The 23,016-nt window shown below is 72.1% G+C and carries 24 protein-coding genes; 8 read left to right on the top strand and 16 right to left on the bottom strand.

Annotation, left to right across the window (positions count from 1 at the left end):
* Positions 1–15: 15 nt before the first annotated feature.
* Positions 16–1,515: an Asp-tRNA(Asn)/Glu-tRNA(Gln) amidotransferase subunit GatB gene (gene gatB, locus ABZS40_RS11980; RefSeq protein ID WP_354943310.1), complete on the bottom strand. Its 1,500-nt coding sequence runs from the start codon at positions 1,513–1,515 to the stop codon at positions 16–18.
* 148 nt (positions 1,516–1,663) lie between these two features.
* Here gatB and ABZS40_RS11975 point away from each other — a divergent pair, with 148 nt between their 5' ends.
* Positions 1,664–1,882 (top strand): hypothetical protein, encoded by a 219-nt coding sequence (locus ABZS40_RS11975; RefSeq protein ID WP_354943309.1) that lies wholly within the window; start codon positions 1,664–1,666, stop codon positions 1,880–1,882.
* On the top strand, positions 1,879–2,433 hold the full coding sequence (locus ABZS40_RS11970; protein ID WP_354943308.1) for a hypothetical protein: 555 nt from the start codon (positions 1,879–1,881) through the stop codon (positions 2,431–2,433). The genes ABZS40_RS11975 and ABZS40_RS11970 overlap by 4 nt, the downstream gene beginning before the upstream one ends.
* 72 nt (positions 2,434–2,505) lie before the next feature.
* Here ABZS40_RS11970 and gatA read toward each other — a convergent pair whose 3' ends face one another.
* From gatA to ligA, 4 genes are all read right to left on the bottom strand, one after another.
* A complete protein-coding gene (gene gatA / locus ABZS40_RS11965; protein ID WP_354943307.1) occupies positions 2,506–3,981 on the bottom strand; it encodes an Asp-tRNA(Asn)/Glu-tRNA(Gln) amidotransferase subunit GatA in 1,476 nt (491 codons plus the stop codon).
* A 76-nt stretch (positions 3,982–4,057) separates the two neighbouring features.
* Complete coding sequence (gene gatC, locus ABZS40_RS11960) at positions 4,058–4,363, bottom strand: Asp-tRNA(Asn)/Glu-tRNA(Gln) amidotransferase subunit GatC (RefSeq protein WP_091393256.1); 306 nt, start codon at positions 4,361–4,363, stop codon at positions 4,058–4,060.
* 145 nt (positions 4,364–4,508) lie between these two features.
* A complete protein-coding gene (locus tag ABZS40_RS11955) occupies positions 4,509–7,184 on the bottom strand; it encodes an EAL domain-containing protein (protein WP_354943306.1) in 2,676 nt (891 codons plus the stop codon).
* Between the two features lie 157 nt (positions 7,185–7,341).
* Positions 7,342–9,477, bottom strand: a complete 2,136-nt coding sequence (gene ligA / locus ABZS40_RS11950) for an NAD-dependent DNA ligase LigA (RefSeq protein WP_354943305.1) — start codon at positions 9,475–9,477, stop codon at positions 7,342–7,344.
* A 321-nt stretch (positions 9,478–9,798) separates the two neighbouring features.
* On the opposite strand from ligA, the gene ABZS40_RS11945 reads away from it, so the two are divergent.
* Positions 9,799–10,335, top strand: coding sequence for a type II toxin-antitoxin system PemK/MazF family toxin (locus ABZS40_RS11945; RefSeq protein ID WP_354943304.1), 537 nt, complete (start codon positions 9,799–9,801; stop codon positions 10,333–10,335).
* Positions 10,336–10,378: 43 nt separating this feature from the next.
* Here ABZS40_RS11945 and ABZS40_RS11940 read toward each other — a convergent pair whose 3' ends face one another.
* From ABZS40_RS11940 to ABZS40_RS11910, 7 genes are all read right to left on the bottom strand, one after another.
* On the bottom strand, positions 10,379–11,392 hold the full coding sequence (locus ABZS40_RS11940; protein ID WP_354943303.1) for an ADP-ribosylglycohydrolase family protein: 1,014 nt from the start codon (positions 11,390–11,392) through the stop codon (positions 10,379–10,381).
* A 79-nt stretch (positions 11,393–11,471) separates the two neighbouring features.
* Positions 11,472–11,837: a VOC family protein gene (locus ABZS40_RS11935; protein ID WP_354943302.1), complete on the bottom strand. Its 366-nt coding sequence runs from the start codon at positions 11,835–11,837 to the stop codon at positions 11,472–11,474.
* 36 nt (positions 11,838–11,873) lie between these two features.
* Positions 11,874–12,878: a methionine synthase gene (locus ABZS40_RS11930; RefSeq protein WP_354943301.1), complete on the bottom strand. Its 1,005-nt coding sequence runs from the start codon at positions 12,876–12,878 to the stop codon at positions 11,874–11,876.
* A 37-nt stretch (positions 12,879–12,915) separates the two neighbouring features.
* A complete protein-coding gene (gene mnmA, locus ABZS40_RS11925) occupies positions 12,916–13,989 on the bottom strand; it encodes a tRNA 2-thiouridine(34) synthase MnmA (RefSeq protein ID WP_354943300.1) in 1,074 nt (357 codons plus the stop codon).
* Between the two features lie 187 nt (positions 13,990–14,176).
* Positions 14,177–15,352: a cysteine desulfurase family protein gene (locus tag ABZS40_RS11920; protein WP_354943299.1), complete on the bottom strand. Its 1,176-nt coding sequence runs from the start codon at positions 15,350–15,352 to the stop codon at positions 14,177–14,179.
* Positions 15,353–15,456: 104 nt separating this feature from the next.
* Positions 15,457–16,122, bottom strand: coding sequence for a class F sortase (locus tag ABZS40_RS11915; protein ID WP_354943298.1), 666 nt, complete (start codon positions 16,120–16,122; stop codon positions 15,457–15,459).
* The gene (locus ABZS40_RS11910) at positions 16,119–16,949 is read right to left on the bottom strand and encodes a DUF4397 domain-containing protein (RefSeq protein WP_354943297.1); all 831 of its coding nucleotides are present in this window, start codon (positions 16,947–16,949) and stop codon (positions 16,119–16,121) included. Before ABZS40_RS11910 ends, ABZS40_RS11915 begins: the two co-directional genes overlap by 4 nt.
* 232 nt (positions 16,950–17,181) lie before the next feature.
* Here ABZS40_RS11910 and ABZS40_RS11905 point away from each other — a divergent pair, with 232 nt between their 5' ends.
* Positions 17,182–17,784, top strand: a complete 603-nt coding sequence (locus ABZS40_RS11905) for an RNA polymerase sigma factor (protein WP_354943296.1) — start codon at positions 17,182–17,184, stop codon at positions 17,782–17,784.
* The gene (locus ABZS40_RS11900) at positions 17,738–18,571 is read left to right on the top strand and encodes an anti-sigma factor (RefSeq protein WP_354943295.1); all 834 of its coding nucleotides are present in this window, start codon (positions 17,738–17,740) and stop codon (positions 18,569–18,571) included. The genes ABZS40_RS11905 and ABZS40_RS11900 overlap by 47 nt, the downstream gene beginning before the upstream one ends.
* A gap of 96 nt (positions 18,572–18,667) precedes the next feature.
* Here the strand turns inward: ABZS40_RS11900 and ABZS40_RS11895 are convergent, their stop codons facing one another.
* The 4 genes from ABZS40_RS11895 to ABZS40_RS11880 form a co-directional block, all read right to left on the bottom strand.
* Positions 18,668–19,627, bottom strand: coding sequence for an electron transfer flavoprotein subunit alpha/FixB family protein (locus tag ABZS40_RS11895; RefSeq protein ID WP_354943294.1), 960 nt, complete (start codon positions 19,625–19,627; stop codon positions 18,668–18,670).
* Positions 19,628–19,642: 15 nt separating this feature from the next.
* A complete protein-coding gene (locus ABZS40_RS11890) occupies positions 19,643–20,422 on the bottom strand; it encodes an electron transfer flavoprotein subunit beta/FixA family protein (RefSeq protein ID WP_354943293.1) in 780 nt (259 codons plus the stop codon).
* Between the two features lie 186 nt (positions 20,423–20,608).
* On the bottom strand, positions 20,609–21,022 hold the full coding sequence (locus tag ABZS40_RS11885; RefSeq protein WP_354943292.1) for a hypothetical protein: 414 nt from the start codon (positions 21,020–21,022) through the stop codon (positions 20,609–20,611).
* Positions 21,019–21,816: a GNAT family N-acetyltransferase gene (locus ABZS40_RS11880; protein ID WP_354943291.1), complete on the bottom strand. Its 798-nt coding sequence runs from the start codon at positions 21,814–21,816 to the stop codon at positions 21,019–21,021. Before ABZS40_RS11880 ends, ABZS40_RS11885 begins: the two co-directional genes overlap by 4 nt.
* 42 nt (positions 21,817–21,858) lie before the next feature.
* On the opposite strand from ABZS40_RS11880, the gene ABZS40_RS11875 reads away from it, so the two are divergent.
* From ABZS40_RS11875 to ABZS40_RS11865, 3 genes are read left to right on the top strand one after another with little or no spacing between them, the layout of a single operon-like run.
* Positions 21,859–22,251: a DUF202 domain-containing protein gene (locus ABZS40_RS11875; protein WP_354943290.1), complete on the top strand. Its 393-nt coding sequence runs from the start codon at positions 21,859–21,861 to the stop codon at positions 22,249–22,251.
* The gene (locus ABZS40_RS11870) at positions 22,248–22,553 is read left to right on the top strand and encodes a DUF202 domain-containing protein (protein ID WP_354943289.1); all 306 of its coding nucleotides are present in this window, start codon (positions 22,248–22,250) and stop codon (positions 22,551–22,553) included. Before ABZS40_RS11875 ends, ABZS40_RS11870 begins: the two co-directional genes overlap by 4 nt.
* 27 nt (positions 22,554–22,580) lie before the next feature.
* Entirely contained in the window at positions 22,581–22,997 is a 417-nt protein-coding gene (locus tag ABZS40_RS11865; protein ID WP_354943288.1) for a PLD nuclease N-terminal domain-containing protein, read from the top strand.
* The last annotated feature ends 19 nt before the right edge of the window (positions 22,998–23,016 follow it).

The raw sequence follows: 23,016 nt of genomic DNA, 5'->3' as shown, positions 1-23,016 counted from the left end.
TGCTCCGGGTGGGTGTCAGCCCTGGACGCCGAGGCGCTCCAGGATCAGCTCACGCAGGGTCTTCGCGTCGGCCTGACCCCGGGTGGTCTTCATGACAGCGCCGACCAGCGCGCCGACCGCCGCGACCTTGCCACTGCGGATCTTGTCGGCGATGCCGGGGTTCGCGGCGATCGCCTCGTCCACGGCCGCGGTGAGCGCGCCGGTGTCCGACACGACCTCCAGGCCCCGGTTGGCCATGATCTCGGTGGGCGAGCCCTCGCCGTCGACCACGCCCTCCAGCACCGTGCGGGCCATCTTGTCGTTGAGCTTGCCTGCGTCGACAAGCCCCTGAAGCTCGGCGACCTGGGCGGGGGTGGCACCGATCTCGGCCAGCTCCACGCCGCTCTCGTTGGCCCGGCGGGACAGCTCACCCAGCCACCACTTGCGGGCCGCGGCCGGGGTGGTGCCGGCGGCCACGGTGGCCTCGATCAGCTCGACCGCGCCGGCGTTCAGCACCGACTGCATGTCCAGGTCGGACAGGCCCCACCGCTCCTGAAGCCGACGCCGGTGCACCCGGGGCAGCTCCGGCAGGGCGGCCTTCAGCTCGGCGACCCAGGCCGGGTCCGGGGCGATCGGCACCAGATCCGGCTCGGGGAAGTACCGGTAGTCGGTGGCGGTCTCCTTCGAGCGACCCGGGGTGGTGTCACCGGTGTCCTCGTGGAAGTGGCGCGTCTCCTGGGTGATCCGGCCGCCCGCGTCCAGCACCGACGCCTGCCGCAGCATCTCCGAGCGGACCGCCCGCTCCACCGACCGCAGCGAGTTGACGTTCTTGGTCTCGGTACGGGTGCCCCACTCCGCGCCCGGCAGGTTGAGCGAGGTGTTCACGTCGCAGCGCAGCGAACCCTCCTCCATCCGCACGTCGGACACGCCGAGGGTGCGGATCACGTCGCGCAGCTCGGTGACGTACGCCTTGGCCACGTCGGGGGCGAGCGCACCGGTGCCCGTGATCGGCTTGGTGACGATCTCGACCAGCGGGATGCCGGCCCGGTTGTAGTCGACCAGCGACTCCGTCGCGCCCTGGATGCGGCCGGTGGCGCCGCCGACGTGCAGCGACTTGCCGGTGTCCTCCTCGAGGTGCACCCGCTCGATCTCGATCCGGACCGTCTCGCCGTTGACCTCGACGTCCAGGTAACCGTCGACGCAGATCGGCTCGTCGTACTGGCTGATCTGGAAGTTCTTCGGCATGTCCGGGTAGAAGTAGTTCTTCCGGGCGAACCGGCACCACTCGGCGATCGAGCAGTTCAACGCCAGGCCGATCCGGATGATCGCCTCGATGGCCGCCTTGTTGGCCACCGGCAGCGAACCGGGCAGGCCCAGGCACACCGGGCAGACCCGGGTGTTCGGCTCTCCGCCGAAGTCGGTCGGGCAACCGCAGAACATCTTGGTGTTCGTGCCCAGCTCGACGTGGGTCTCCAGGCCGATCACCGGTTCGAAGCGCGCAACGACCTCGTCGTACGCGGGCAGTGTCGTGGTCATGAGACGCTCCAGGCGCGATCCGGGACAGAACCTGTCCAGCCTAATGGGGTTGCCCGATCAATCCTCGGCCGGGTTTCGTCCGGCGTGCGTGGCGTTACCGACAGCGGGGTACGGAGCGACAATGACGAATACGGGGAGAGAGCCAGGAATGCAGGTCCGGCCGGTGCTCGTCGGGGTGCTCGCGGTGTGGGCGGTGGCCGTCGTCGTGACCCTGGTCAGCTGGTTCGCCTCCGGGGAGGACCGCCAGCCGGACACGGCCGCCGAGTTGGTGATCAGCCTGGTGTTGCCCGGGGTGGTGGCGGTGGCGATCGCGTACGCCGTCGTGCACCTGGTGAACCGGCGGCGTCGGAATCAGGGGCGGCCGTGACCACCGGGGAACGTGTCGCCGCAGACGGGCAGGTGACGCAGGGGCGACACCGTCGCAGCACGTACGTCGTCGCCGCGGTCGTCGTGGTCGCCACCGCCGCAATGGGCAGCGCCGCAATGGTCGACGGCGAGACCGGGGGGTCCGATCTCCTCGCAGCGTTCGGGCTGATACTCATCCCGTCGCTGGTCGGCGCGGTCGTCGCCCTCGTCTTCGGCCGCCGGCTGATCAGGCGGATGCCCCGGACGGCCGGTGCCGACCCGGCGACGAGGCGGCGGATCACGCAGGCGTTGCGCGACGGATCCGCCGACGACCCTCGTCTGGACGCGCTGGCTCGCACGGAGGCCCGACTCCGAGTCGGCCAGCGCTGGCTGCTGTTGCTGTTCGCGGTGGTCGCCCTCATTCAGGTGCCGGCCCTGGTGAACACGGTCAACCCGTTCACCCGCGGGCTGGCCGTCGTGCTGATCCTGCTCATGATGGGTGCGGCCTGGTATCGCTGGCGTGGTCTGCGGGAGGCCCGCCGCTACCTCGCCGGGCCGCCGAGCCAGCCCTGATCGACGCCCAACCCGTCCAGACACGCGATCGGCGCCGAGGGACATGTCCCTCGGCGCCGATGCGGTTCCGGTCTAGAGCGTCGGCGGGGTGAACGTGCCGACGGCGGACTCCAACGCGGCGGCGACCCGGTACATCCGGTCGTCGGCCATCGTCGGGGCCATCACCTGGAGACCGACCGGCAGCCCCTCGGAGAGCCCACACGGCACCGAGATGCCCGGCCCGCCGTACAGGTTCGTCGGAATCGTGTACAGGTCGGCCAGGTACATCTGGTACGGGTCGGCGGTCCGCGCGCCCATCGGGAACGCCACCGACGGGGTGGTCGGCGAGATCAGCGCGTCGACCCGCTCGAACGCGGCAGTGAAGTCCCGGGTGATGAGCGTCCGAACCTTCTGCGCCTGCCCGTAGTACGCGTCGTAGTAACCCGACGACAGCGCGTACGTGCCGATCATGATGCGGCGCTTGACCTCCGGGCCGAAGCCGGCCTCCCGGGTCAGCGACATGACCTCCTCCAGCGACCGGTTGCCGTCGTCGCCGACCCGCAGGCCGAACCGGACGCCGTCGAACCGGGCCAGGTTGGAGGAGCACTCACTCGGGGCGATCAGGTAGTACGCCGGCAGGGCGTACGCGAACGTCGGGCAGGACACCTCGACGACCTCGGCGCCCATCTTGGTCAGTGCGTCGACCGACTCACGGAACGCCGCCATCACCCCCGGCTCGGCACCCTCGCCGACGAACTCGCTCACGATGCCGAGCCGCACGCCGGTCAGGTCACCGGTAGCGCCGAGCTTCGCCGCCGCCACCACGTCCGGCACCGGCTGCGGGATCGAGGTGGAGTCACGCGGGTCGTGCCCGCCGATCACCTGGTGCAGCAGGGCCGCGTCGAGCACCGTCCGGGCACACGGGCCGGGAGTGTCCAGCGACGAGGAGAAGGCCACCAGCCCGTAACGGGAGGTGCCGCCGTAGGTGGGCTTGGCGCCGACGGTGCCGGTGACCGCTCCGGGCTGGCGGATCGAGCCGCCGGTGTCCGAGCCGATCGCCAGCGGCGCCTCGTACGCGGCCAGCGCGGCGGCGCTGCCACCACCCGAGCCACCCGGGATCCGGCTCAGGTCCCACGGGTTGTGCGTCGGGCCGTACGCCGAGTATTCGGTGGAGGAGCCCATCGCGAACTCGTCCATGTTGGTCTTGCCGAGCATCACCGTGCCGGCATCCCGCAGCCGCTGCACGATCGTCGCGTCGTACGGCGGGCGCCAGCCCTCCAGGATCTTCGACCCCACGGTGGTCGGTACGCCCCGGGTGGCGAGCACGTCCTTGACCGCGACCGGCACACCCGCGAGCGGGCCCAGCTCCTCGCCGGCGGCCCGGCGCTCGTCCACCGCGCGGGCCGCGGCGAGCGCGCCGTCGGTGTCGACGTGCAGGAAGGCGTGCACCCGGTCGTCGACAGCGGCGATCCGGTCCAGGTGCGCCTGGGTCACCTCGACCGCGGAGGTCTCGCCCCCCGCGACCAGGGCCGCGATCTCCGTCGCGGTCATGCTGATGAGATCGCTCATGCCGTCACTCCGCTTCGCTCCGCGACGCCATGAGGCACCACGGCGCTGCACTGCTGATTCGCTCGCTGCCGCTCGCTCATGAGGCCACATCCTCGGTCAGGATCCGCGGTACGCGGAACCGCTGGTCCTCGGCGTCGGGCGCGCCCGACAGCGCTTCCTCCGGGGTCAGGCACGGCGTGACGACGTCCTCGCGGAAGATGTTGGTCAGCGGCACCGAGTGCGAGGTCGGCGGGATGTCCGCGGCGGCGACCTCGCCGACCTGGGCGACCGCCTGGAGGATCACGTCGAGCTGGCCGGCGAACGTGTCCAGCTCCTCCTCGGTGACGGCGAGCCGCGACAGGCGCGCCAGGTGCGCGACCTCCTCGCGGGAGATGGCGGCCATCCGTGCCCCCTTCTGAATTCCTGCTGGTCGGGCGATGTGCCGGCCGCGCGACAGGTGGAGCGTGACACGCGGTGACCGGAGCGAGTCTATTGTTCCGCTCCGGTGCCGCGTCCCCGACTCCCCCTCCAGCGACCCTCGTGCCGGGTCAGCGGGTGGGGCGGCGGGCGACATCCGGCTGTGGGTGCCCGCCGGTCGGGCGGACCGGCCGGTACCGGGCCAGCCAGGTGACCAACTCCTCGGCCGGCATCGGCCGGGCGTAGAACCAGCCCTGAGCGGCGTCGCAGCCGGCGGCGTGCAGCATCCGCCAGGTCCGCTCGTCCTCGACACCCTCGGCGACCACCCGCAGCCCCAGCGCGCCGGCCAGCTCGATCATCGACCGGACGATCGCCGCGTCGTCGGCGTCGTCGGCCATGCCGAGGACGAACGAGCGGTCCACCTTCACCTCGGACAGCGGCAACCGGCGCAGGTGCTGGAGCGAGGAGTAACCGGTGCCGAAGTCGTCCAGCGCGATGGCCACGCCGATCCGGTGCAGTCGGGAGATGGTGGCCAGCACCCGACGCGGGTCGGCCATCAATGCGCCCTCGGTGATCTCGACCTGAAGCCGCTCGGCCGGCACCCCGTAGCGGGCCAGCCGGTCGGCGATCTGGTCGGCGATCTCGCCGGTGTGCAGGTCGCGCACGCTCACGTTCAGCGCGGCGCGCAGGCTGATGCCGGCCGCCGACCACTTGGCGAGCTGCTCCACCACGTCGTCGACGACACGACGGGTGAGCAGTCGCATCACGGCGCTCTGCTCGGCGACCCGGATCAGTTCCTCCGGGTCGACCATGCCCCGCAGGGGGTGCCGCCACCGCAGCAGGGCCTCGACGCCGACCACCTCGCCGGTCGCGATGGCGATCTGCGGCTGGTAGTACATGGTGATTTCCCCGGCGTCGTCGGCCGTCTCGTCGTCCGCGTGCGCCCACCCGGTCGGTTCCAGCGGCTGCCCGAGCGCACCCGGGCCGACGTCCCGCCGCCCCCCGGTGCGACCCTTGCCCACCGCGCTCCCGTTCGGGGACCGCCGACCGATCCCGCCGACGCGCCGCTCCCGGGCCGGCCCGGAACGGGTGCCGCCGACAGTGGCACGAGCGTTGCGACCCCGGATCGGGTCGGCTCCGGTGGCGATCCGGTTGATCAGCTCATCGGAGTGCACCAGCTCGGCGTCGGTGCGCCGACGGCGTGCCCACCACCGGCCAGCTCCCGGTGGTGCCGGGGCGAGCGTCGACGCCGGGTCCGCCGCCGGCACGGACCGGCCCGGCGCCGCGGTGGGCAGCGCGCCCTCGGCCGGGGCGCCGGTGGGCAGCGCCGCCCCGTCACCGCCGCGCACCTCCGCCGACACGACAAGGGGTACGTCGGCCGTCCGCTCGGCGTCGCCCGGCACACCGTGCCGGCCGGTGCCGTCCGGCTGCGCACCCTCGCCCTGGCCCTGACCTGGCGACTCGACGTCGGCGTCGGCATCGAACGGCCCCTCGGCCGAAGGGCTGGTCTCCAGTACGCGACGCAGGTCGGCGAGGAGGCCGAGTCGCTCGGCCGAGTTGTGGTCGGACTCCGGGGCGTACACGGCCACCGTGTCGTTGCGGTGCTTGGCGTCGTACATCGCGACGTCGGCGTGGCGCATCAGGGTGGCGAAGTCCTCGCCGTGTTCCGGGAAGAGGGCGATCCCGATCGACCCGCCCACGTCCAGCGGCAGCCCGTCGAGCGGCACCGGCTCGGCCAGCGCCTGAACCACCCGGTCGGCCAACTCCCGCGCCTGACCGACGTGGGTCAGCCCGGTCATCACGATGGCGAACTCGTCACCGCCGAGCCGGGCGATCATCTGTGGTCGGGGCTGCATGTCGGTGAGCCGGGCGCTGACCTCGACCAGCAGCCGGTCGCCGACGGCGTGCCCGAGGGCGTCGTTGACGTTCTTGAAACGGTCCAGGTCGATCAGCAGGAGCGCGAGCTGCCCGTCGGGTTCACCACGGGCGGTCCGCTCGGCATGCAGGTGCACCTGCTCCGCCACCTCGGCCAGCAGGGCCTTGCGGTTGGGCAGCCCGGTCAGCGGGTCGGCGGCGGCGAGGTGCTGCTGTTCGTTCGTCAACCGCGCCATCCGGTAGACGGCGAAGAGCGGCACCAGCACCAGCGGGATCAGCGCGGCGCTGACCCGCGCCGCGGCGACCAGCACCGGAGCGAGCAGCAGCAGTGAGCCGGTGGAGAGCAACTCGAAGCCGAGGCCCTGGCGGACGTTGGGCCACCAGCGGTCCCCGAACCGCAGCCGCACCGCCCAGCTGACCAACCCGTAGTTGACGACGAACCAGGCCAGCGCGGCACCGCCGACGGCGGCCACGTCGGTCCAGTGCAACCGCCCGCCGGAGAAGATGGTGCCCGAGCCGAGCTGGATCACCCCGTACGCGGCGGCGAGGGCGCACGCGTACTGGCCGACGTTGAACGCCGTGCGCCACGCGGCGTGCCGCATCCGCCAGCCCGAGACGACGACGCCCACCGCCTGCACCACCACCGCCGGACCGAGACCCCAGCCGAGCAGGATCGCGAAGGTGAAGCAGGTGGACGGGAACACGGCCGACGTCTGCCGGCGCCCCGGTGGCACGAACGGACGCGCGTCGCAGACCACGGCGAGCGCGGCCATCGTCCAGAACGCCACCGGCAGCCGGGACACCTCACCGGGGAGCGTCGCGAGTGGAACGGCGGCGGTCAGCGCGGCGACCGCCAGGATGCCGGCGACGAAGGCGGCGAACGGTGCGACCCGTCCCGCAGGAAGCGAGTTGCGTGGGTCGGCGACCTCCACCACACCTCCCGACCGACCATCGGCGTGCCGGTGCGCACGCCGTGACCCAATGAAACGCCCTCGGCCCCCAGTTTCCCGGTATGACAGTCACGAATCGGTCGTAGTCGTAATTAAGTTGGTATACGCGGCCAGTCGCCCCGGCCAGCCGCCGGCGGGGTCAGCCGCCCAGCTGGGCGACGTCCCGGGCGGCGTCCGGGCCCGCGTCCAGCAGGAGCCGGAACCCGTCCTCGTCGAGCACCGGCACCTTGAGACTGGCGGCCTTGTCGGCCTTCGACCCGGGGTTGTCCCCCACCACCACGAAGCTCGTCTTCTTGGAGACCGACCCGCTGACCTTGCCGCCCCGGCTCTGCACGGCCTCGGCGGCCTGGTCGCGCGAATAGCCGGCGAGTGTGCCGGTGACCACCACTGTCATCCCCTCCAACGGGCGCGGCCCCTCGTCGACCGCCTCCTCGGCCATCCGTACGCCGGCCTCGGCCCACTTGCGGACCACCTCGCGGTGCCAGTCCACAGCGAACCACTCCCGGATGCTGGCCGCGATGGTCGGCCCGACGCCGTCGACGGAGGACAGCTCCTCCTCGGTGGCCGCGTCGATGGCGTCCATCGAGCGGAAGTGCCGGGCGAGCGCCTGGGCCGCGGTCGGACCGACGTGCCGGATGGAGAGCGCCACCAACACCCGCCACAGGTCCCGTTCCCGGGCGACGGCGAGATTGTCCAGCAACTTGGTGGCGTTGCTGCCCAGGCTGCCGTCCTTGTTGACGAAGAACGGCGACCGGGACAACTGCTCGGCGTCGAGGTGGAAGAGGTCGCCCTCGTCGCTGATGATCTCCGCGTCGAGCAGGGCGGCCGCGCCCTTGTAGCCGAGCACCTCGATGTCGAACCCACCCCGGCCGGCGAGGTGGAACACCCGCTCCCGCAACTGCGCCGGGCAGCTGCGGGTGTTGGGGCAACGGATGTCCACGTCGCCCTCCTTCGACGGCGCGAGCGGGGTGCCGCAGGCCGGGCAGCTGGTGGGCATGACGAACGGCCGGGCATCGGCGGGCCGCAGGTCGACCACCGGGCCGAGCACCTCGGGAATCACGTCGCCGGCCTTGCGCAGCACCACGGTGTCGCCGATCAGCACCCCCTTGCGCTCCACCTCGCGGGCGTTGTGCAGGGTCGCGAGCGCGACTGTGGAGCCGGCCACGCGCACCGGCTCGAGCACGGCGAACGGGGTGACCCGGCCGGTGCGCCCCACGTTGACGTCGATGTCGAGCAGCTTGGTGGTGACCTCCTCCGGCGGGTACTTGAAGGCGATCGCCCAGCGGGGGGCACGACTGGTCGACCCGAGCCGGCCCTGGATGGAGACCGGGTCGACCTTGACCACCACGCCGTCGATCTCGTGCTCGACGTCGTGCCGGTGCTCGGCGTAGTAGGCGATGAACTCCGCGACGCCGGCCAGGTCCGGGACGACCCGCCACCGGTCGCTGGTCGGCAACCCCCACGACTTGAGCGCCGCGTACGACTCGGACTGTGCCGTGGGCTGGAACCCCCGGCGGGCGCCGATGCCGTGCACGACCAGGCGCAGCGGCCGGGTGGCGGTGACCCGTGGATCCTTCTGTCGCAGGCTGCCGGCGGCGGCGTTGCGGGGGTTGGCGAAGGGCGCCCTGCCCTGCTCCACCAGACCCGCGTTGAGATCGGCGAACGCGGCGATCGGGAAGTAGATCTCGCCCCGGACCTCCACCAGCTCGGGGATGTCCGGGAATTCGGCGGACGGGACGAGCTGGCTGGGCACGTCCCGAATGCTGCGCACGTTTGCCGTGACGTCCTCACCGGTGCGCCCGTCGCCGCGGGTGGCGGCCCGGACCAGCCGGCCGTCCTCGTAGGTCAGGTTGATCGCCAGCCCGTCGACCTTCAGCTCGCACAGGTAGGGCACCGGGCCGCCCGCGTCCCGTTCGACCCGCTCGGCCCAGGCCGCCAACTCCTCGTCGGCGAAGGCGTTGTCGAGGGAGAGCATCCGTTCGGCATGGGTGACCGCCGTGAAGTCGGTGGAGAACGTGCCGCCCACCCGCTGGGTCGGCGAATCGGGCGTCCGTAGCGCCGGAAACTCCGCCTCCAGTGCCTCCAACTCGCGCAACTGCCGATCGAAATCGGCGTCGGGGATGGTCGGTGAGTCCAGGACGTAGTAGCGGTACTGGTGTTCGGTCAACTCCTGGCTGAGCGCGGCATGCCGCTCCCGGGCCTGCGGCGTCGGCTCAGCCCCGGCCGCCGCCTCCTGCGCCGGGCTGACCTGCTGACCGATCTGCTCCTCGGACACACCGCCACCTTCGGACACGCCTGCGACCTCCCTGATCACGCTACTCCGGCACCGTATCGGGCCGGTGGGACAATCCGGCGCCCGCCCGCGCCTGGATCGACCCCGCCCTCAGCCGCCTCCCATGATCAGTTGATCCACCCTTCCCGCGATCGTGCATCTGCCGTCGCGGCACAGGGGGCGTTCCGCCGCATCTCGGCGACCGAAACCGCAAGATCGGCGCGGGCAGGGCGACCGCGGTGTGGTTGGCGGGCGGTACGGGCGGCGGCGTGCAAGGATCGCCGGACGGCGCGACCGGCGGGTCGCCGGAACGCGGAGGTACGGATGCCCGACACACTGCTCTGGGCTGTGGCGATCCTGCTGGCGGTGGCCGCCGGCTGGGCGTGGAACAGTTGGCGGCACCGGGTGGCCAACCGGCGTCCGGGCACCCGGCCGGGTCGGGGCGGCACCGGTGGCAGTCGTTCCACCCCGCCGCGGCCCCGTGGCGCCGAACGGCCGTCCACCAAGCCCCGCTCGCGCGACACCGACCGGCACGGCGACACCCCGGCGCCCGGCGAGATCTGGTGGGCCGACGTGCCGTACGCCGACGGCAGCGGGTCAAAGGTGCGCCCGTGTCTGGTGCTGCGCGCCGACTCCCGGGGCGCCGACGTCCTGAAGATCACCAGCCAGGACAAGAGCGACCGGGACGACCACGTGCGGATTCCCACAGCGGACTGGGACCCGGGTGCGGAGCACGACAGCTACCTCAGCCTCACGGAGCCGATCCGACTCAGCTCGGCCGCCTTCGCCGACCACGCCGGCCGCTGCGACGCTGACCTGTGGCGAAAGGTCCGCAGCCTGCGTCACCTCCCCACCTCCTGACCACTCTCGGGGCCGGCCGCCGCTCAAGGCCGGCCGCGCCGGGTCAGTCCCAGGTCGCGCCGAGCGTGGCCAGCTGGTCCGCGTACTCGATGCGGTTGGCCCACTCGCGCGGCCAGGCGGCCATGCCGACGGCCGCGCCCACGAACGCACCGGCCAGAGCGGCGATCGAGTCGGAGTCGCCGGCGGTGGTCGCGCCCCGGGCCAGCGCCGCCACCGGGTCGTCGGCGTGTCGTACGGCGCAGAGCAGCGCGGTGGCCAGCGCCTCCTCGGCCACCCAGCCCTCCCCGGTGGCCTGACACGGGTCACCGCCGTCGTCCGGCTGCGCCAGGGTGGTGGTCAGCCGGCCCAGCACCGCCAGGCACTCGTCCCAGCCCTGGGCGATGAACTCCTGCGGAGAACCGGAACCGGCGCGCCGCCAGAGGTCGCCCAACCACCGCTCGGAGTAGACCAGGCGCTGGGACAGTGCCCGCTCGGTGAGCACCGCGGGAAGTTCGGGCAGCGAAACGCCCCCGCGCAGCACGAAGACCGCGTACGCGGTGAGTTCGCTGGCGGCCAGCCCGGTCGGGTGGCCGTGGGTCAGCCCGGCCTGCAACTGGGCCAACCCGGCGAGCGTGTCGAGGTCCACGTCGAGCAACCCGACCGGGGTGACCCGCATGTTGGCCCCGCAGCCCTTCGAGCCGACCACCGTCGCCTCCTGCCAGGACACCCCACGGCTCAGCTCGGCACAGGCGCGCAGGCAGGTCATGCCCGGGGCACGGTTGTTGTCCGGGCTGACCGCCCAGGCCAGGAAGCGTCGCCGCAGCAGTGGCTCGACCGCCTCCGGCGTGAACGACGGCGCCTCGCGCAGCGCCCAACCCACCGCCAGCGCCATCTGGGTGTCGTCGGTGACCAGAGCCGGCTCGCCGGACAGCTCACGCGGGCCGGCCGGACCGTACCGGCGCTCGATCTCGGCGACGGTCAGGAACTCGGTCGGCTTGCCCAGCGCGTCACCGTAGGCGAGGCCGAAGAACGAACCGGAGGCGCGCAGCGCGGAGGTGTGGATCACGGCGGCCATCATGCCCGGCCGCCGCAACCCACGGCGGGGTCAGGAAGTGCTTTCGGAAGTGTCGGCTCGACCGACACCTCCGAAACCCGCACTAGTCCCAACAGAGGCAGAACGGATGCCCGGCCGGATCGGCGTAGACCCGGAAGCCCTCACCCTCGCCCGGCAGCCGCCGAGCACCCAGCGCGAGCGCCGCCTTCTCGGCGGCCTCGATGTCGTCCACTGTCACGTCGAGGTGGAACTGCTGTGGGCGCTCGGGATCCGGCCAGGCCGGTGGGCGCAGGTTGAGCGCCTGTTGGAAGGCGAGGCGCGGCTGGTGGCCGGGTGGGCCGCCCAGCACCACCCAGTCGTCGTCGGAGTCGCCCTCGACAAGAGGCACGCCGAGCAGCTCGGCGTAGAACGCCGCCAACGCCTGCGGATCCGGGCAGTCGATCACCACTGAACGAAGCTGTCCAATCATGACCGTCATCCTGCCCACCGGGTACGACAGGAAACCTCAGTCCTCGGCGAGCCGCCGGCCGGCGTCCCGGCAGGCCGCGAGAACCGTCCGCGCGTACTCCGGGGTGGCGCCGGCGAGACCACAGGCCGGGGTGACCACCACCTGCTCGGCCAGCTGGCGGCGAGGAAAGCCGAGGCGGTCCCAGACCTGGCGTACCCGTTCGGCGATCTGCGCGGAGGTCGGCGCGGCACCGGCCGACGGCGGCCGGGTCGGCGCGGCCCCGGCCAGCAACCCGAGGCCGGCGTCGATCGCCTCGCCCAGCGGGTCGAGCTTGGTGACCAGATCCAGGTCGAGGGCGACCGCGACGGCGCCGGTGGAGCGGATCAGCTCCAGCGGCACGTCCGGGGCGCAGCAGTGCACCAGTGTCGGCACGCCGACCACCTCGACGACCGTGCGCAGCAGGGCGGCGGCGTCCACCGACTCGACCGCCCGGTACGCGCCCAGCCCGCTCTCGGTCGGCACCCGCCCGGCCAGCACGGTCGGCAGTGACGGCTCATCCAGTTGCAGCAGTACCGACGCCTGGGGCAGCCGGCGGGCGACCGCCGCGACGTGCGCGCGCAGCCCTTCGGCGAGGGAGCCGGTCAGGTCGCGGACCGCGCCGGGATCGCGCAACAGTCGGCCACCGATCGGCAACTCCAGGGAGGCGGCCAGCGTGAGCGGGCCGGCGGCCTGCACCTTGATCGGCCCGGCGTACCCCTCGGCCTGCTCGGCGAGCTGGTCCAGGTCGCGTTCCATCAGGTCACGGGCCCGGCGCAGGTCGCGGCCCGGGCGTGGGGCGACCCGCCACCGCCCCGCGTACACCTCGACGGGCAGCTCGACGAGCAGCCCCGCGGACCGGCCGATCATGTCCGCTCCGGGGCCACGGGCCGGCAACTCGGGCAGGTGGGGCAGCTCGGGAAGCTCACCGAGGACCACCCGCTGCGCCTCGCCGATGTCGGTGCCGGGCAGCGAACCAATTCCGGTTGCCGCGCCGGCCGGCCAGGGCCACGCCTGATCTGTCACGGGCGAAGGCTATCCCGCGACCACCCAGGCCATGCGGTCAGCCGGTGATGGTCGCGGAGCCGAGGACCACGTCGCCGGCCGGGTCCGGCCGGTACGCCACCACTGCCTGACCAGCGGCGACGCCGCGTACCGGTCGGCGCAGCTCGGCGTGCAGCCGGTCACCGTCGAGGGCGACGGTCGCCGGCACCACGTCACCGTGCGCGCGCAACTGCACCTCGCACTCGACCGGGGCGTCCGGACGGGCGCCGCCGGTCCAGACCGGACGTGAGGCGTGCACGTCGGACACTTCCAGGGCCTCGGCCGGGCCGACAGTCACCGTGTTGGTCTTCGGCGTGATGGAGAGCACGTAGCGTGGCCGGCCGTCCGGGGCGGGCCGGTCCAGGTGCAGCCCGCGACGCTGCCCCACCGTGTACGCGTACGCGCCGCTGTGACTGCCGACGACCGCGCCGGTGGAGGCGTCCACCACGTCGCCGGGCGCCTCACCGAGCCGGCCGGCCAGGAAGCCGCGGGTGTCCCCGTCGGCGATGAAGCAGATGTCGTGTGAGTCCGGCTTGTCGGCCACCGCCAGGCCACGCTCGGCAGCCTCGGCACGGACCTGCGCCTTGGTCGAGTCACCGAGCGGGAAGATCGACCGGTCGAGCTGCTCGCGGGTGAGCACGGCGAGCACGTACGACTGGTCCTTGGCCAGGTCGACACTGCGCCGCAGCAGCCCGTCCGCGCCGAGGCGGGCGTGGTGCCCGGTCACCACAGCGTCGAAGCCCAGCGCCACCGCCCGGTCCAGCACCGCCGCGAACTTGATCTTCTCGTTGCAGCGCAGGCAGGGGTTCGGCGTGCGGCCGGCGGCGTACTCGGCGACGAAGTCGTCGACCACGTCCTCGTGGAAGCGGTCGGCCATGTCCCACACGTAGAACGGAATGCCGATCACGTCGGCCGCCCGTCGGGCGTCCCGGGAATCCTCCAGGGTGCAGCAGCCGCGCGCCCCGGTCCGATAGGTCTGTGGGTTGCGGGCCAGCGCCAGGTGTACGCCGGTCACGTCATGCCCGGCAGCCACCGCCCGCGCCGCCGCCACGGCCGAGTCAACCCCGCCCGACATCGCCGCCAGAACCCTCACTGACCCACTCCCCTTCCCGTCCGTTCCCCCACGACAACCCTATCCACCAGCCCCGAAAACCCCGCCGCCCCACGAACCCAGCCCGTCGATCATGGAGTTGTGGTGCCCGGAAGCGAGCGAAAGGCACCTTTTGCCACCCACCACAACTCCATGATCGACCCGGAGAGGGGGTGGGGCCGCGGGCGGGTCAGCGGGGGGTGCGGAGGGCGGCGGCTCGACGGGCTCGGTCGACGGCCGCCGGGAGGGCCGCGATGAGGGCGTCGATGTCGGCCTGCGTGCTGGTGTGGCCCAGTGTGAAGCGCAGCGAGGAGCGGGCACGGTCGTCGTCGGCGCCCATCGCGAGCAGCACGTGCGAGGGCTGGGCCACCCCGGCCGAGCAGGCGGAGCCGGTCGAGCAGGCGATCCCCTGCGCGTCGAGCAGGAGCAGCAGCGCGTCGCCCTCACAGCCGGGGAAGGAGAAGTGCGCGTTGCCGGGCAGCCGGTCGGTCGGGTCACCGTTGTAGATCACCTCGGGCACCGCCTGGCGGACCCGCTCGATCAGGTCGTCGCGGAGCGCTGCCACCCGGGCCGCGTACTCCTGCTGACCCTTCACTGCCGTCTCCACGGCGACCGCGAAGGCGACGATGCCGGCGGTGTCCAGGGTGCCGGAGCGGATGTCGCGTTCCTGGCCGCCGCCGTGCAGCAGCGGCGTGGCCGGCACGTCCCGGGCGAGCAGCAGCGCGCCCACCCCGGTCGGGCCGCCCAGCTTGTGCCCGGTGACGGTCAGGGCGGCGACCCCGCTGGCGCCGAAGTCGACGGGCACCTGACCGACCGCCTGGATGGCGTCGGTGTGGAAGGGCACACCGTGTTCGGCGGCGACGGCGGCCAGCTCGGCGACCGGCTGGACGGTGCCCACCTCGTTGTTCGCCCACATCGCGGTGACCACTGCCACCTGGTCGGCGTGCGCGACCAACTCGGCGCGCAGCGTCTCCGGGTCGAGCCGACCGACGGCGTCCACCGCCAGCCAGCCGACCTCGGCGCCCTCGTGCTGGGCCAGCCAGTCGACAGCGTCCAGCACCGCGTGGTGCTCGACGGCGCTGGAGACCACCCGGCGGCGGTCGGGTCGGGCTCCTCGGCGGGCCCAGAAGATGCCCTTGACCGCGAGGTTGTCGCTCTCCGTCCCACCACCGGTGAAGATCACCTCGGAGGGCCGGGCGCCCAGCACCGCGGCCACCCGCTCGCGTGACTCTTCGACCCGGCGGCGGGCACGGCGGCCCGCCGCGTGCAGGGAGGACGCGTTGCCGACCTCGCGGGCGGTAGCGACGTACGCCTCCAGTGCCTCATCGAGCATGGGAGTCGTCGCCGCGTGATCCAGGTAAGCCATCGCCGTTCAGCGTACGGCCGACACCTTGGGGACCGGATGCCGGAGGGGACCGCACGCAAAGGCCGGGGTGGAACTCCACCCCGGCCCGACGCGCGCGGACCCGGTCAGGCGGGCACCGCGGTGACGACGATGTTGTCGCGGTACTTGCGCGCCTTGGCGTCGAACGGCCCACCACAGGTGATCAGGGTCAGCCGAGGCTTGCCGTCGCGGGCGAAGTACCGGTCCAGCGGAATCTTGGTCTTGAGGTACTCCTCCCGGGCGACGACCCGATACTGCCGGGCCTTCCCGTCGCTGCCGGTCGCGGTGAGGATGTCGCCCTGGCCCAGCTCACGCAGCCGGTAGAACGCCCCCTTGCCCTGCTTGGCGCTGTCCACGTGCCCGGCGATGACCACCGAACCGGAGGTCGCCTCCAGGCCCGGCCCAAACTGGTACCAGCCGATCTGGTCGACGCTCGGCGGGACCTCGAACTCGTTGGTCCGCTTGTTGATGCCCACCGCGTTGACAGTGGCGGTGACGTCGATATCCGAGATCACCAGCTTGACCGGCGGAACAATCTTGGTGCCGGCCGGCAGGTCACCAGCGACCACCGGAACCGACGGACCGCCGGCCGCGCTGGCCGACGGGGACGGGGTGGCGCTGGCCAGGGTGGCCGCCTCGTCGGCGCCCACGTTCTCGGCCGGCTGCGAGCCGCACGCGACCAGGGCCGCGACGGTGAGCGCGGCAACGCCGGCGGCCAGGGCCGCCAGCGCGCCGCGGTTGCGCACCGTCACTTGCGGCCGGTCCGTGCGGTCGCCATCCGCACCCCACCACCAAGCAGCAGGAGTACGCCGGCACCGGTCAGCACGTACCACCAGGTGTCCACGCCCGTGCCGGCCTGGCCGCCGTCACCGCTGGGCACGCCGCCCGGGGCGGAGTGCAGGCCGGTGATGGTCTGGGCCACCACGTCGAGGGTCTTGCCCTCGGCGGAGCCGATCGCGTAGACGATCGTGGCGGTGCCCTCCTTGAGGTTGAGGTCCGCCGGGCCGATGGCCACGGTGTCGGTGCCGGCCAGCACCACGTCCGCCTTCACGGAGCCCGCGTCGACGTCGGCCTTGGCCTCGTTCGGGTTGGTCAGGCCCTCGAAGACCGGGGTGCCGCCGGCACGGACGTCCACCTCGGGGGCAGCCGCAGTGTGCCGGACGATCAGCCGGGCCTTGCCGGCGCCGACCTTCGAGACGTCGTTGACGAACGGGGTGATCTTCGGCTTGCCGGCAGCGTCGAGGTGCGCGGCGATGCTGATGTTCGCCCCGCCCGGCACCGCGGCGTTGTCGGCCTTGAGGATCGCCTTGTCGATCGCCTCACCGGGCTTGGTGAGCGCGATGTCGTAGTCGCCCTCGGGCAGGGTCAGCGGGCCGGCGACGTCGCCGGGCTTGAAGTTGTCCAGCGTCTTCTTGCCGTTGACGTAGACGTCGACAGGGGTGTCCGGGATGCCGTGCACCACGGAGACCTTCGACGAGGCGGCGTACGCGGGCGACGCGCTGAGCGCGCCGACACCGGCGAAGGCCAGCGCGGCGACCGCGCCGCCCGCGGCGACCCGACGGAAGTACGAGAGCTGCATGTAACTGCCTCCTGATATTTGGTGCTGATTCGTCAGGCCTGGCTTGCAGAACGGGTTACGCCGGCTCTCGGACGGGCGGATGCGCCCCGGAGGCACTTTTCTTTTCCGGCCCAGACTGCATCCGGACCGGGGTCGGGAGACGAAGAGCTGGTGAGATGACTTCGACCGGGGAAGTGGGGCGGGGGCTGTGGCAGCTACAGTCGGGCATGCCCCATCGAAGGCGAGCCGCCCGATGACGGCGCTACGACAGGAACCGGACCCTCCGGTGGACGACCTCGACCGCAGGTTCCGCGACGGCGACGACGTGGCGCTGCGCGAGGCGTACGACCGCTACGGTCGTGCCGTGCTCCACCTGGCCACGTCCATGCTGGCGAACCGCAGCGACGCCGAGGACGTCACCCAGGCGACGTTCGTCGCCGCCTGGCTGGGTCGCGACACGTTCGACCCGGCCAAGGGGTCGCTGATCGGTTGGCTGCTCGGCATCGGCCGGCGCAAGGTGATCGACCGGATGCGCGCCTCGGCCCGGGAGACCCGCGTGGTGGAGACGGTCCGACAGCTGCCCGAGCCGACGCAGACCCAGCCGGACCCGGACCGCGTGGTGGACCGGTTGGTGATCGCCGACGAGTTGGCTCGTCTCCCGGACGACCAGCGACGGATGCTGGAGCTGGCCTTCTACGACGACCTGACACACCAGCAGATAGCCACTGTGACCGGCGTGCCGTTGGGCACCGTGAAGAGTCACATCCGACGCGGCATGGCGAGCTTGAAACGCAGATGGGAGGTGGACGGTGCAGCACCTGGACCACGACCGGCTGGTATTTCTGGCACTCGGTGAGAGCGAGGCGGACGACGGGGAGAGCACCCACCTCGGCACCTGCGCGCTCTGCCGGGCGGAGGTGGCGACCCTTCGGCAGGTGGCGGGGCTCGGCACCGAGACGCAGGGCCTGGCCGACCTGCCCGACCCGCCGGAGCACGTCTGGCAGGGCATCGAAGCCCAGGTCAGGGCCGCCGAGGCCGGGCCGTTGCTGACCGAGACCCGTCGACACCGGGTGCCCGGGCAGGCCGACACCACGACGACCGGGCAGGCCGACACCACGACGACCGAGCAGACCTTCGGCGCGGCGGCCGAGTCGACGGTGACCCGACTGGACCCGGCGCGGCGATCGCGCCGGGGTCGTGGCTGGTCCGGTTGGGTGGCCACCGCGGTGACCGCGGCCGCCGCCGCGGCGGTCGGCGTGGTGGGCACCGTCTCGGTGCTCCGACCGGACGATCCGACGCCCACCCCGCCGCCGGTGGTGGTGGCGAGCGCGCCGCTGGCCGCGTACGGGGCGACCCCTCCGACGGCCACTGGTGACGCCCGGGTTTTCAAGGACAACCAACTACATCTGCATGTGGCGAATCTCCCGAGCGTCCCTGGGTACTACGAGGTCTGGCTCATCAATCCGACGACGATGGAGATGTTCTCGGTCGGCACCCTGGGTGGCGGCTCGGACGCCCTGCTACCCCTGCCCCCGAATGTCGACCTCAAGAGCTACTCGGTGGTCGACGTCTCCGCCGAGCAGTACGACAACAACACCCGCCACTCCGGCGACAGCCTGCTGAGGGGCTCCCTGACGGGCTGATCGGCGGGCCGGCTCAGCTCCCCGGCCCGCCGATCAGCTCCCATCCACAGACAGTGGCCGCCCCCATCGGGGGCGGCCACCCGTCTCAGCGCGGGGTCACTTGCGCTTGCGGATCTCCTCGGCGGCCTGCGGGACGATCTTGAACAGGTCGCCCACGACCCCGAAGTCGGCCAGCTCGAAGATCGGCGCCTCGCCGTCCTTGTTGACAGCGACGATGGTCTTCGAGGTCTGCATGCCGGCCCGGTGCTGGATGGCACCGGAGATGCCGAGGGCGACGTAGAGCTGCGGGGAGACCGTCTTGCCGGTCTGGCCCACCTGGAACTGGTGCGGGTAGAAGCCGGAGTCGACGGCCGCGCGGGACGCGCCGACGGCGCCGCCGAGCAGGTCGGCCAGCTCCTCGACCAGCTTGAAGTTGTCGGCGTTGCCGACGCCCCGGCCGCCGGAGACGACCACACCGGCCTCGGTCAGCTCGGGGCGGGAGCCCTTCTGCTCGGCGACCCGCTCGACGACGGTGGCCAGCTTGTCGGTGTCGGTGACCGACACGCTGAGCTGCTCGATCGCCGGAGTGGCCGCCGCCGGGGCGGGGGTGACCGAGTTGGGCCGGACGGTGACCAACGGCAGGCCCTTGGTGACCTTGGACTTGACGATGGTGGACCCGGCGAAGGCGATCTGGGTCGCGGTGCCGTCGGCGTCCAGGCCGACCACGTCGGTCAGGATGCCGTTGTCGAGCTTGACGGCGAGCCGGGCGGCGATCTCCTTGCCCTCCTGGGCCGACGCCAGCAGCACGGCGGCCGGCTGCACCCGCTTGACCAACTCGGCCAGCACTGTCGCCTTGGGGGCCACCAGGTAGCCGTCGATCTCGTCACCCTCGGCGGCGTAGATCTTCTCCGCGCCGTACTCGCCCAGCTTGCCGCTCAGCGCCTCGGCGGCGCCGGCGCCGCCGAGCACCACAGCGCTCGGGGTGCCCAGCTCGCGCGCGAGGGTGAGCATTTCCAGGGTGACCTTCTTGACGCCGAATTCCTTGGTGGCTTCGACGACGACGAGAACCTCAGACATGTCAGAACCCCCCTCTCACACGAACTTCTCGGTGGCGAGGAACTCGACCAGCTTGACGCCGCCCTCGCCCTCATCAGTGATCTTGGCACCGCCGGAGCGCGGGGGGCGCTTGGTGTGCTCGACGACGGCGCTGGTGGCGCCGTCGAAGCCCACCTCGTCGGCCGCGACCCCGAGGTCGGCCAGCGAGAGCGTCTGCACCGGCTTCTTCTTCGCGGCCATGATGCCCTTGAAGGAGGGGTAGCGCGGCTCGTTGATGGTGTCCCAGACGGAGACCACGGCCGGGGTGGAGGCGGTGACCACCTCGTAGCCCTCCTCGGTCTGCCGCTCGACGGTCAGCGTCGCGCCGTCGACGGTGAGCTTGCGGGCACCGGTCAGCGCCGCGACGCCCAGTCGCTCGGCGATCATGTGCGGCAGGACCTGGACCCGGCCGTCGGTGGACTCCGCACCGCAGATCACCAGGTCGGCACCGAGTTGACCGAGAGCGGCGGCGAGCACCTTCGAGGTGGCGACGGCGCACGAGCCGTGCAGGGCGTCGTCCAGCACGTGCACGGCCTTGTCCGGGCCCATGGAGAGCGCCTTGCGGATCGACTCGGTCGCCCGGTCCGGACCCATGGTCAGGATGGTCACCTCGCCGCCGTGCGCCTCCTTGATCTTCAGCGCCTCCTCGATGGCGTACTCGTCCATCTCGTTGATCACGTTGTTCGCCGAACCGCGGTCGACGGTGTTGTCGTCATTGCGCAGGTTGCGGTCCGCGCCCGAATCAGGCACCTGCTTGACGAGTACGACGATATTCATCGCGCTTCGACGACCCTCCTGTGTGGTGATGCGATTCGCTCGCCCGGTCTGGGCGCAGCGTCGCGCGTCGGTCGACGCCAGGTCAACCGCGGGCGGTTGTGCAGTTGCCCACGGCGCAATGTTACCTGCCAGTAGGTTGCGCTCCGGCAGCACTCAGAGTGACACAGCTCACCGACGCGCGGCCGGTCAGGCCGGCTCGGCCAACGCGACCCGGATCTGGTCGATGGCCGCCGCCTCGGCGGGCGCCACCCCGTCGTGCGCCCGGGCCACCTGGTCCGCCGCGGTCAACACGAGTTCGCGGTACGCGTCCACGTCCCGTGGGGACTTCTCGCGCAGGATCCGCACCGCCTGCCCCAGCGCCGGCAGCACCACCGACTCGATCTCCAGCTGCGAGTCCCGGGGAAGTCGCGGCAGCGGGCCGGTGGTCAGGGCCTCCTTGACCGCGCCACTGGCGTCGGCCAGCGCGCTGGACGCGGCGATGCTCTCCCGGATCACCCCCAGCACACCGGGGTCGGCGTTGGAGACCAGGAAGACGGCGCCGAAGGCACCGGTCTTGAGGGTCAGCCGCTCCTCGTCCGTCAACCGCTGCTCCATGATCACGGAGTGTAGACGTACGGGGTGGTCGTGGTGACCGCGACGAGGCCGAGCCGCTGGAGGATAGGTCGACTGTCCTCGGAACAGTCGACCTGCATGAGCGTCCGACCCCGCTGCTCGGCCAGCCGCGCCCGGTAGTTGACCAACGCTCGGTAGATGCCCTTGCGCCGCCACTGCGGCAGGGTGGACCCACCCCACAGCGTGGCGAAGCCGGTGTTCGCCGGGAACCGCACCCAGCCGGCGCTCACCACAGTCCCGCCCGCCTCGGCCACCACCACTGTGATCGAGTTCGGGTCGGCGTCGATCTCCTTGGCCAGACCCCACACGAGGTGCGAGCGGTCCTCCTGCCAGACCTCCTCCTCCATGGCGGCGATCCGCTCCAGGTCCTCCTGGGAGGTCACCTCACGCAGGCGTACCCCCTCGGGAACGACCGGCAGCGCGGCGGCGAGCGGCGCGACCGGCCCGACCACGACGGTCTCCCGGTCCTCCGGCACGAAGCCGGCCGCGCGCAGACGGTCCGCCAGGTCCGCCGGTTCGTCGTGTTCGTTGAGCTTCCACTCCGCCGACTCGCCCCGCTCACGGCACAACCGCACCTGCCGGGCAATCAGCTCGTCCAGCGCGTCGCCGGTCAACCCGCCCAGATCCCGGTAGGTGATGAAGCCACCGGAGTCGAGCCCGGAGATCCGGACCAGCGGCCCGTCCCGCTCCACCGTCACCCCGGCCGGGACCGGGTCGGGGATCTCCGGACGGAGTTGGTTGTCGTAGGCGGTCCGCAGCGTCTGTACGTCGAGATCAGTCACCGGCCCAGGCTAAGCGGGATGGGAAGCGGATAATCTCCCACTGTGTGGGAGGCGATCAGGCGGTGGTTCGACCCGGCGGAGCTGGGCTCGGTCGGTGAAACACCGGACTACCGCTTCTCCCTGGCCAACGAACGCACCTTCCTCGCCTGGCTGCGCACCGGATTGGCGCTGGTCGGAGGCGGGTTGGCCGCCGCGCAGTTCCTGCCACCCCTGCCGATGAGCCATCTGCGCGAGGTGATCGCTGTGGCGCTGCTGCTGCTCGGCGCGGCGGTCGCGATCCGCGCGGTGGATCACTGGTCGCGTACCGAGCGGGCCATCCGGCTCGGTCAGGAGCTGCCCGCGTCCCGCTTCCCCGCCATCCTGGCGCTCGCCGTCGGCGTCGGCGCGTTGCTGCTGGTGGTCGCCGTCCTGATGCGGGCGATCGGCGGGCGGTGAGCACCGGACGCGACCCGGGGCTGCAACCGGAGCGGACCCGGTTGGCCTGGCGGCGCACACTGCTCACTGTGACACTGGTGACAGTGCTCGCCGTCCGGCTGGCGTCGACCGGCGACCCGACCGGCGCGCTGATCGCCGGCGGCACCGTGCTGGTGTGGGGCGCCCTGCTGGTGCTCTGCTGGCCCCGGGGCACCGGCACCGGTCCGGCCCGCACCGGCGGCCGGACACTGCCCCTGGTCACGGCGGGCACCGTGGTGCTGGCGTTACTGGGAGTGCTGCTGGTCCTGCGCGGACTGTGGTGACGCGCGCCGGTGCGCCATGATGGGTGGATGGCCCGGCTTGGCGTACTCCTCTTCCTGGTGCAGATTGTCCTCGCCGTCTGCGCGCTGATCAGCTGCCTCTCCGCCGAGGAGGGCAAGATCCGTGCCCTTCCCCGGATCGCCTGGGTGCTGATCATCTTGTTCTTCCCGCTGGTCGGCTCGATCGCCTGGTTCATCGTCGGCCGGGAGCCCAGCACCGGCGCCCGCAAGGGCTGGCCGGGCGGCACCGGCGGCGGCGAGCGCCAGCGCCCTCGGCCGGTGGCCCCCGACGACGACCCGGAGTTCCTGCGCTCGGTGGAGGAACGCGCCCAGCAGCAGGACCAGGAGCTCTTCCGCCGCTGGGAGGAAGACCTGCGGCGACGCGAGGACGACCTGCGCCGCCGCGACGGTGAGCCGCCGCGCGAGGGTGACCGACCGGAGGTGTGAGCGCGACGCCGCCGCCGGC

The organism is Micromonospora sp. NPDC005324 (assembly GCF_040607155.1).
GTDB classification, from domain to species: domain Bacteria; phylum Actinomycetota; class Actinomycetes; order Mycobacteriales; family Micromonosporaceae; genus Micromonospora; species Micromonospora trifolii.
The sequence above is the reverse complement of the archived record's forward strand: the minus strand, read 5'-3'. Positions and strand labels throughout refer to the sequence as shown.

What these genes read in the sequence shown, in the direction of transcription:
- ABZS40_RS11940 (WP_354943303.1), bottom strand. Translation starts at nt 11,392, where the DNA reads ATGATGGCCGCCGTGATCCACACCTCCGCGCTGCGCGCCTCCGGTTCG.
- ABZS40_RS11865 (WP_354943288.1), top strand. Translation starts at nt 22,581, where the DNA reads ATGGCCCGGCTTGGCGTACTCCTCTTCCTGGTGCAGATTGTCCTCGCC.
- ABZS40_RS11895 (WP_354943294.1), bottom strand. Translation starts at nt 19,627, where the DNA reads ATGTCTGAGGTTCTCGTCGTCGTCGAAGCCACCAAGGAATTCGGCGTC.
- gatA (WP_354943307.1), bottom strand. Translation starts at nt 3,981, where the DNA reads ATGAGCGATCTCATCAGCATGACCGCGACGGAGATCGCGGCCCTGGTC.
- ABZS40_RS11890 (WP_354943293.1), bottom strand. Translation starts at nt 20,422, where the DNA reads ATGAATATCGTCGTACTCGTCAAGCAGGTGCCTGATTCGGGCGCGGAC.
- ABZS40_RS11905 (WP_354943296.1), top strand. Translation starts at nt 17,182, where the DNA reads ATGACGGCGCTACGACAGGAACCGGACCCTCCGGTGGACGACCTCGAC.
- ABZS40_RS11920 (WP_354943299.1), bottom strand. Translation starts at nt 15,352, where the DNA reads ATGGCTTACCTGGATCACGCGGCGACGACTCCCATGCTCGATGAGGCA.
- ABZS40_RS11975 (WP_354943309.1), top strand. Translation starts at nt 1,664, where the DNA reads ATGCAGGTCCGGCCGGTGCTCGTCGGGGTGCTCGCGGTGTGGGCGGTG.
- gatB (WP_354943310.1), bottom strand. Translation starts at nt 1,515, where the DNA reads ATGACCACGACACTGCCCGCGTACGACGAGGTCGTTGCGCGCTTCGAA.
- ABZS40_RS11910 (WP_354943297.1), bottom strand. Translation starts at nt 16,949, where the DNA reads ATGCAGCTCTCGTACTTCCGTCGGGTCGCCGCGGGCGGCGCGGTCGCC.
- ABZS40_RS11945 (WP_354943304.1), top strand. Translation starts at nt 9,799, where the DNA reads ATGCCCGACACACTGCTCTGGGCTGTGGCGATCCTGCTGGCGGTGGCC.
- gatC (WP_091393256.1), bottom strand. Translation starts at nt 4,363, where the DNA reads ATGGCCGCCATCTCCCGCGAGGAGGTCGCGCACCTGGCGCGCCTGTCG.
- ABZS40_RS11935 (WP_354943302.1), bottom strand. Translation starts at nt 11,837, where the DNA reads ATGATTGGACAGCTTCGTTCAGTGGTGATCGACTGCCCGGATCCGCAG.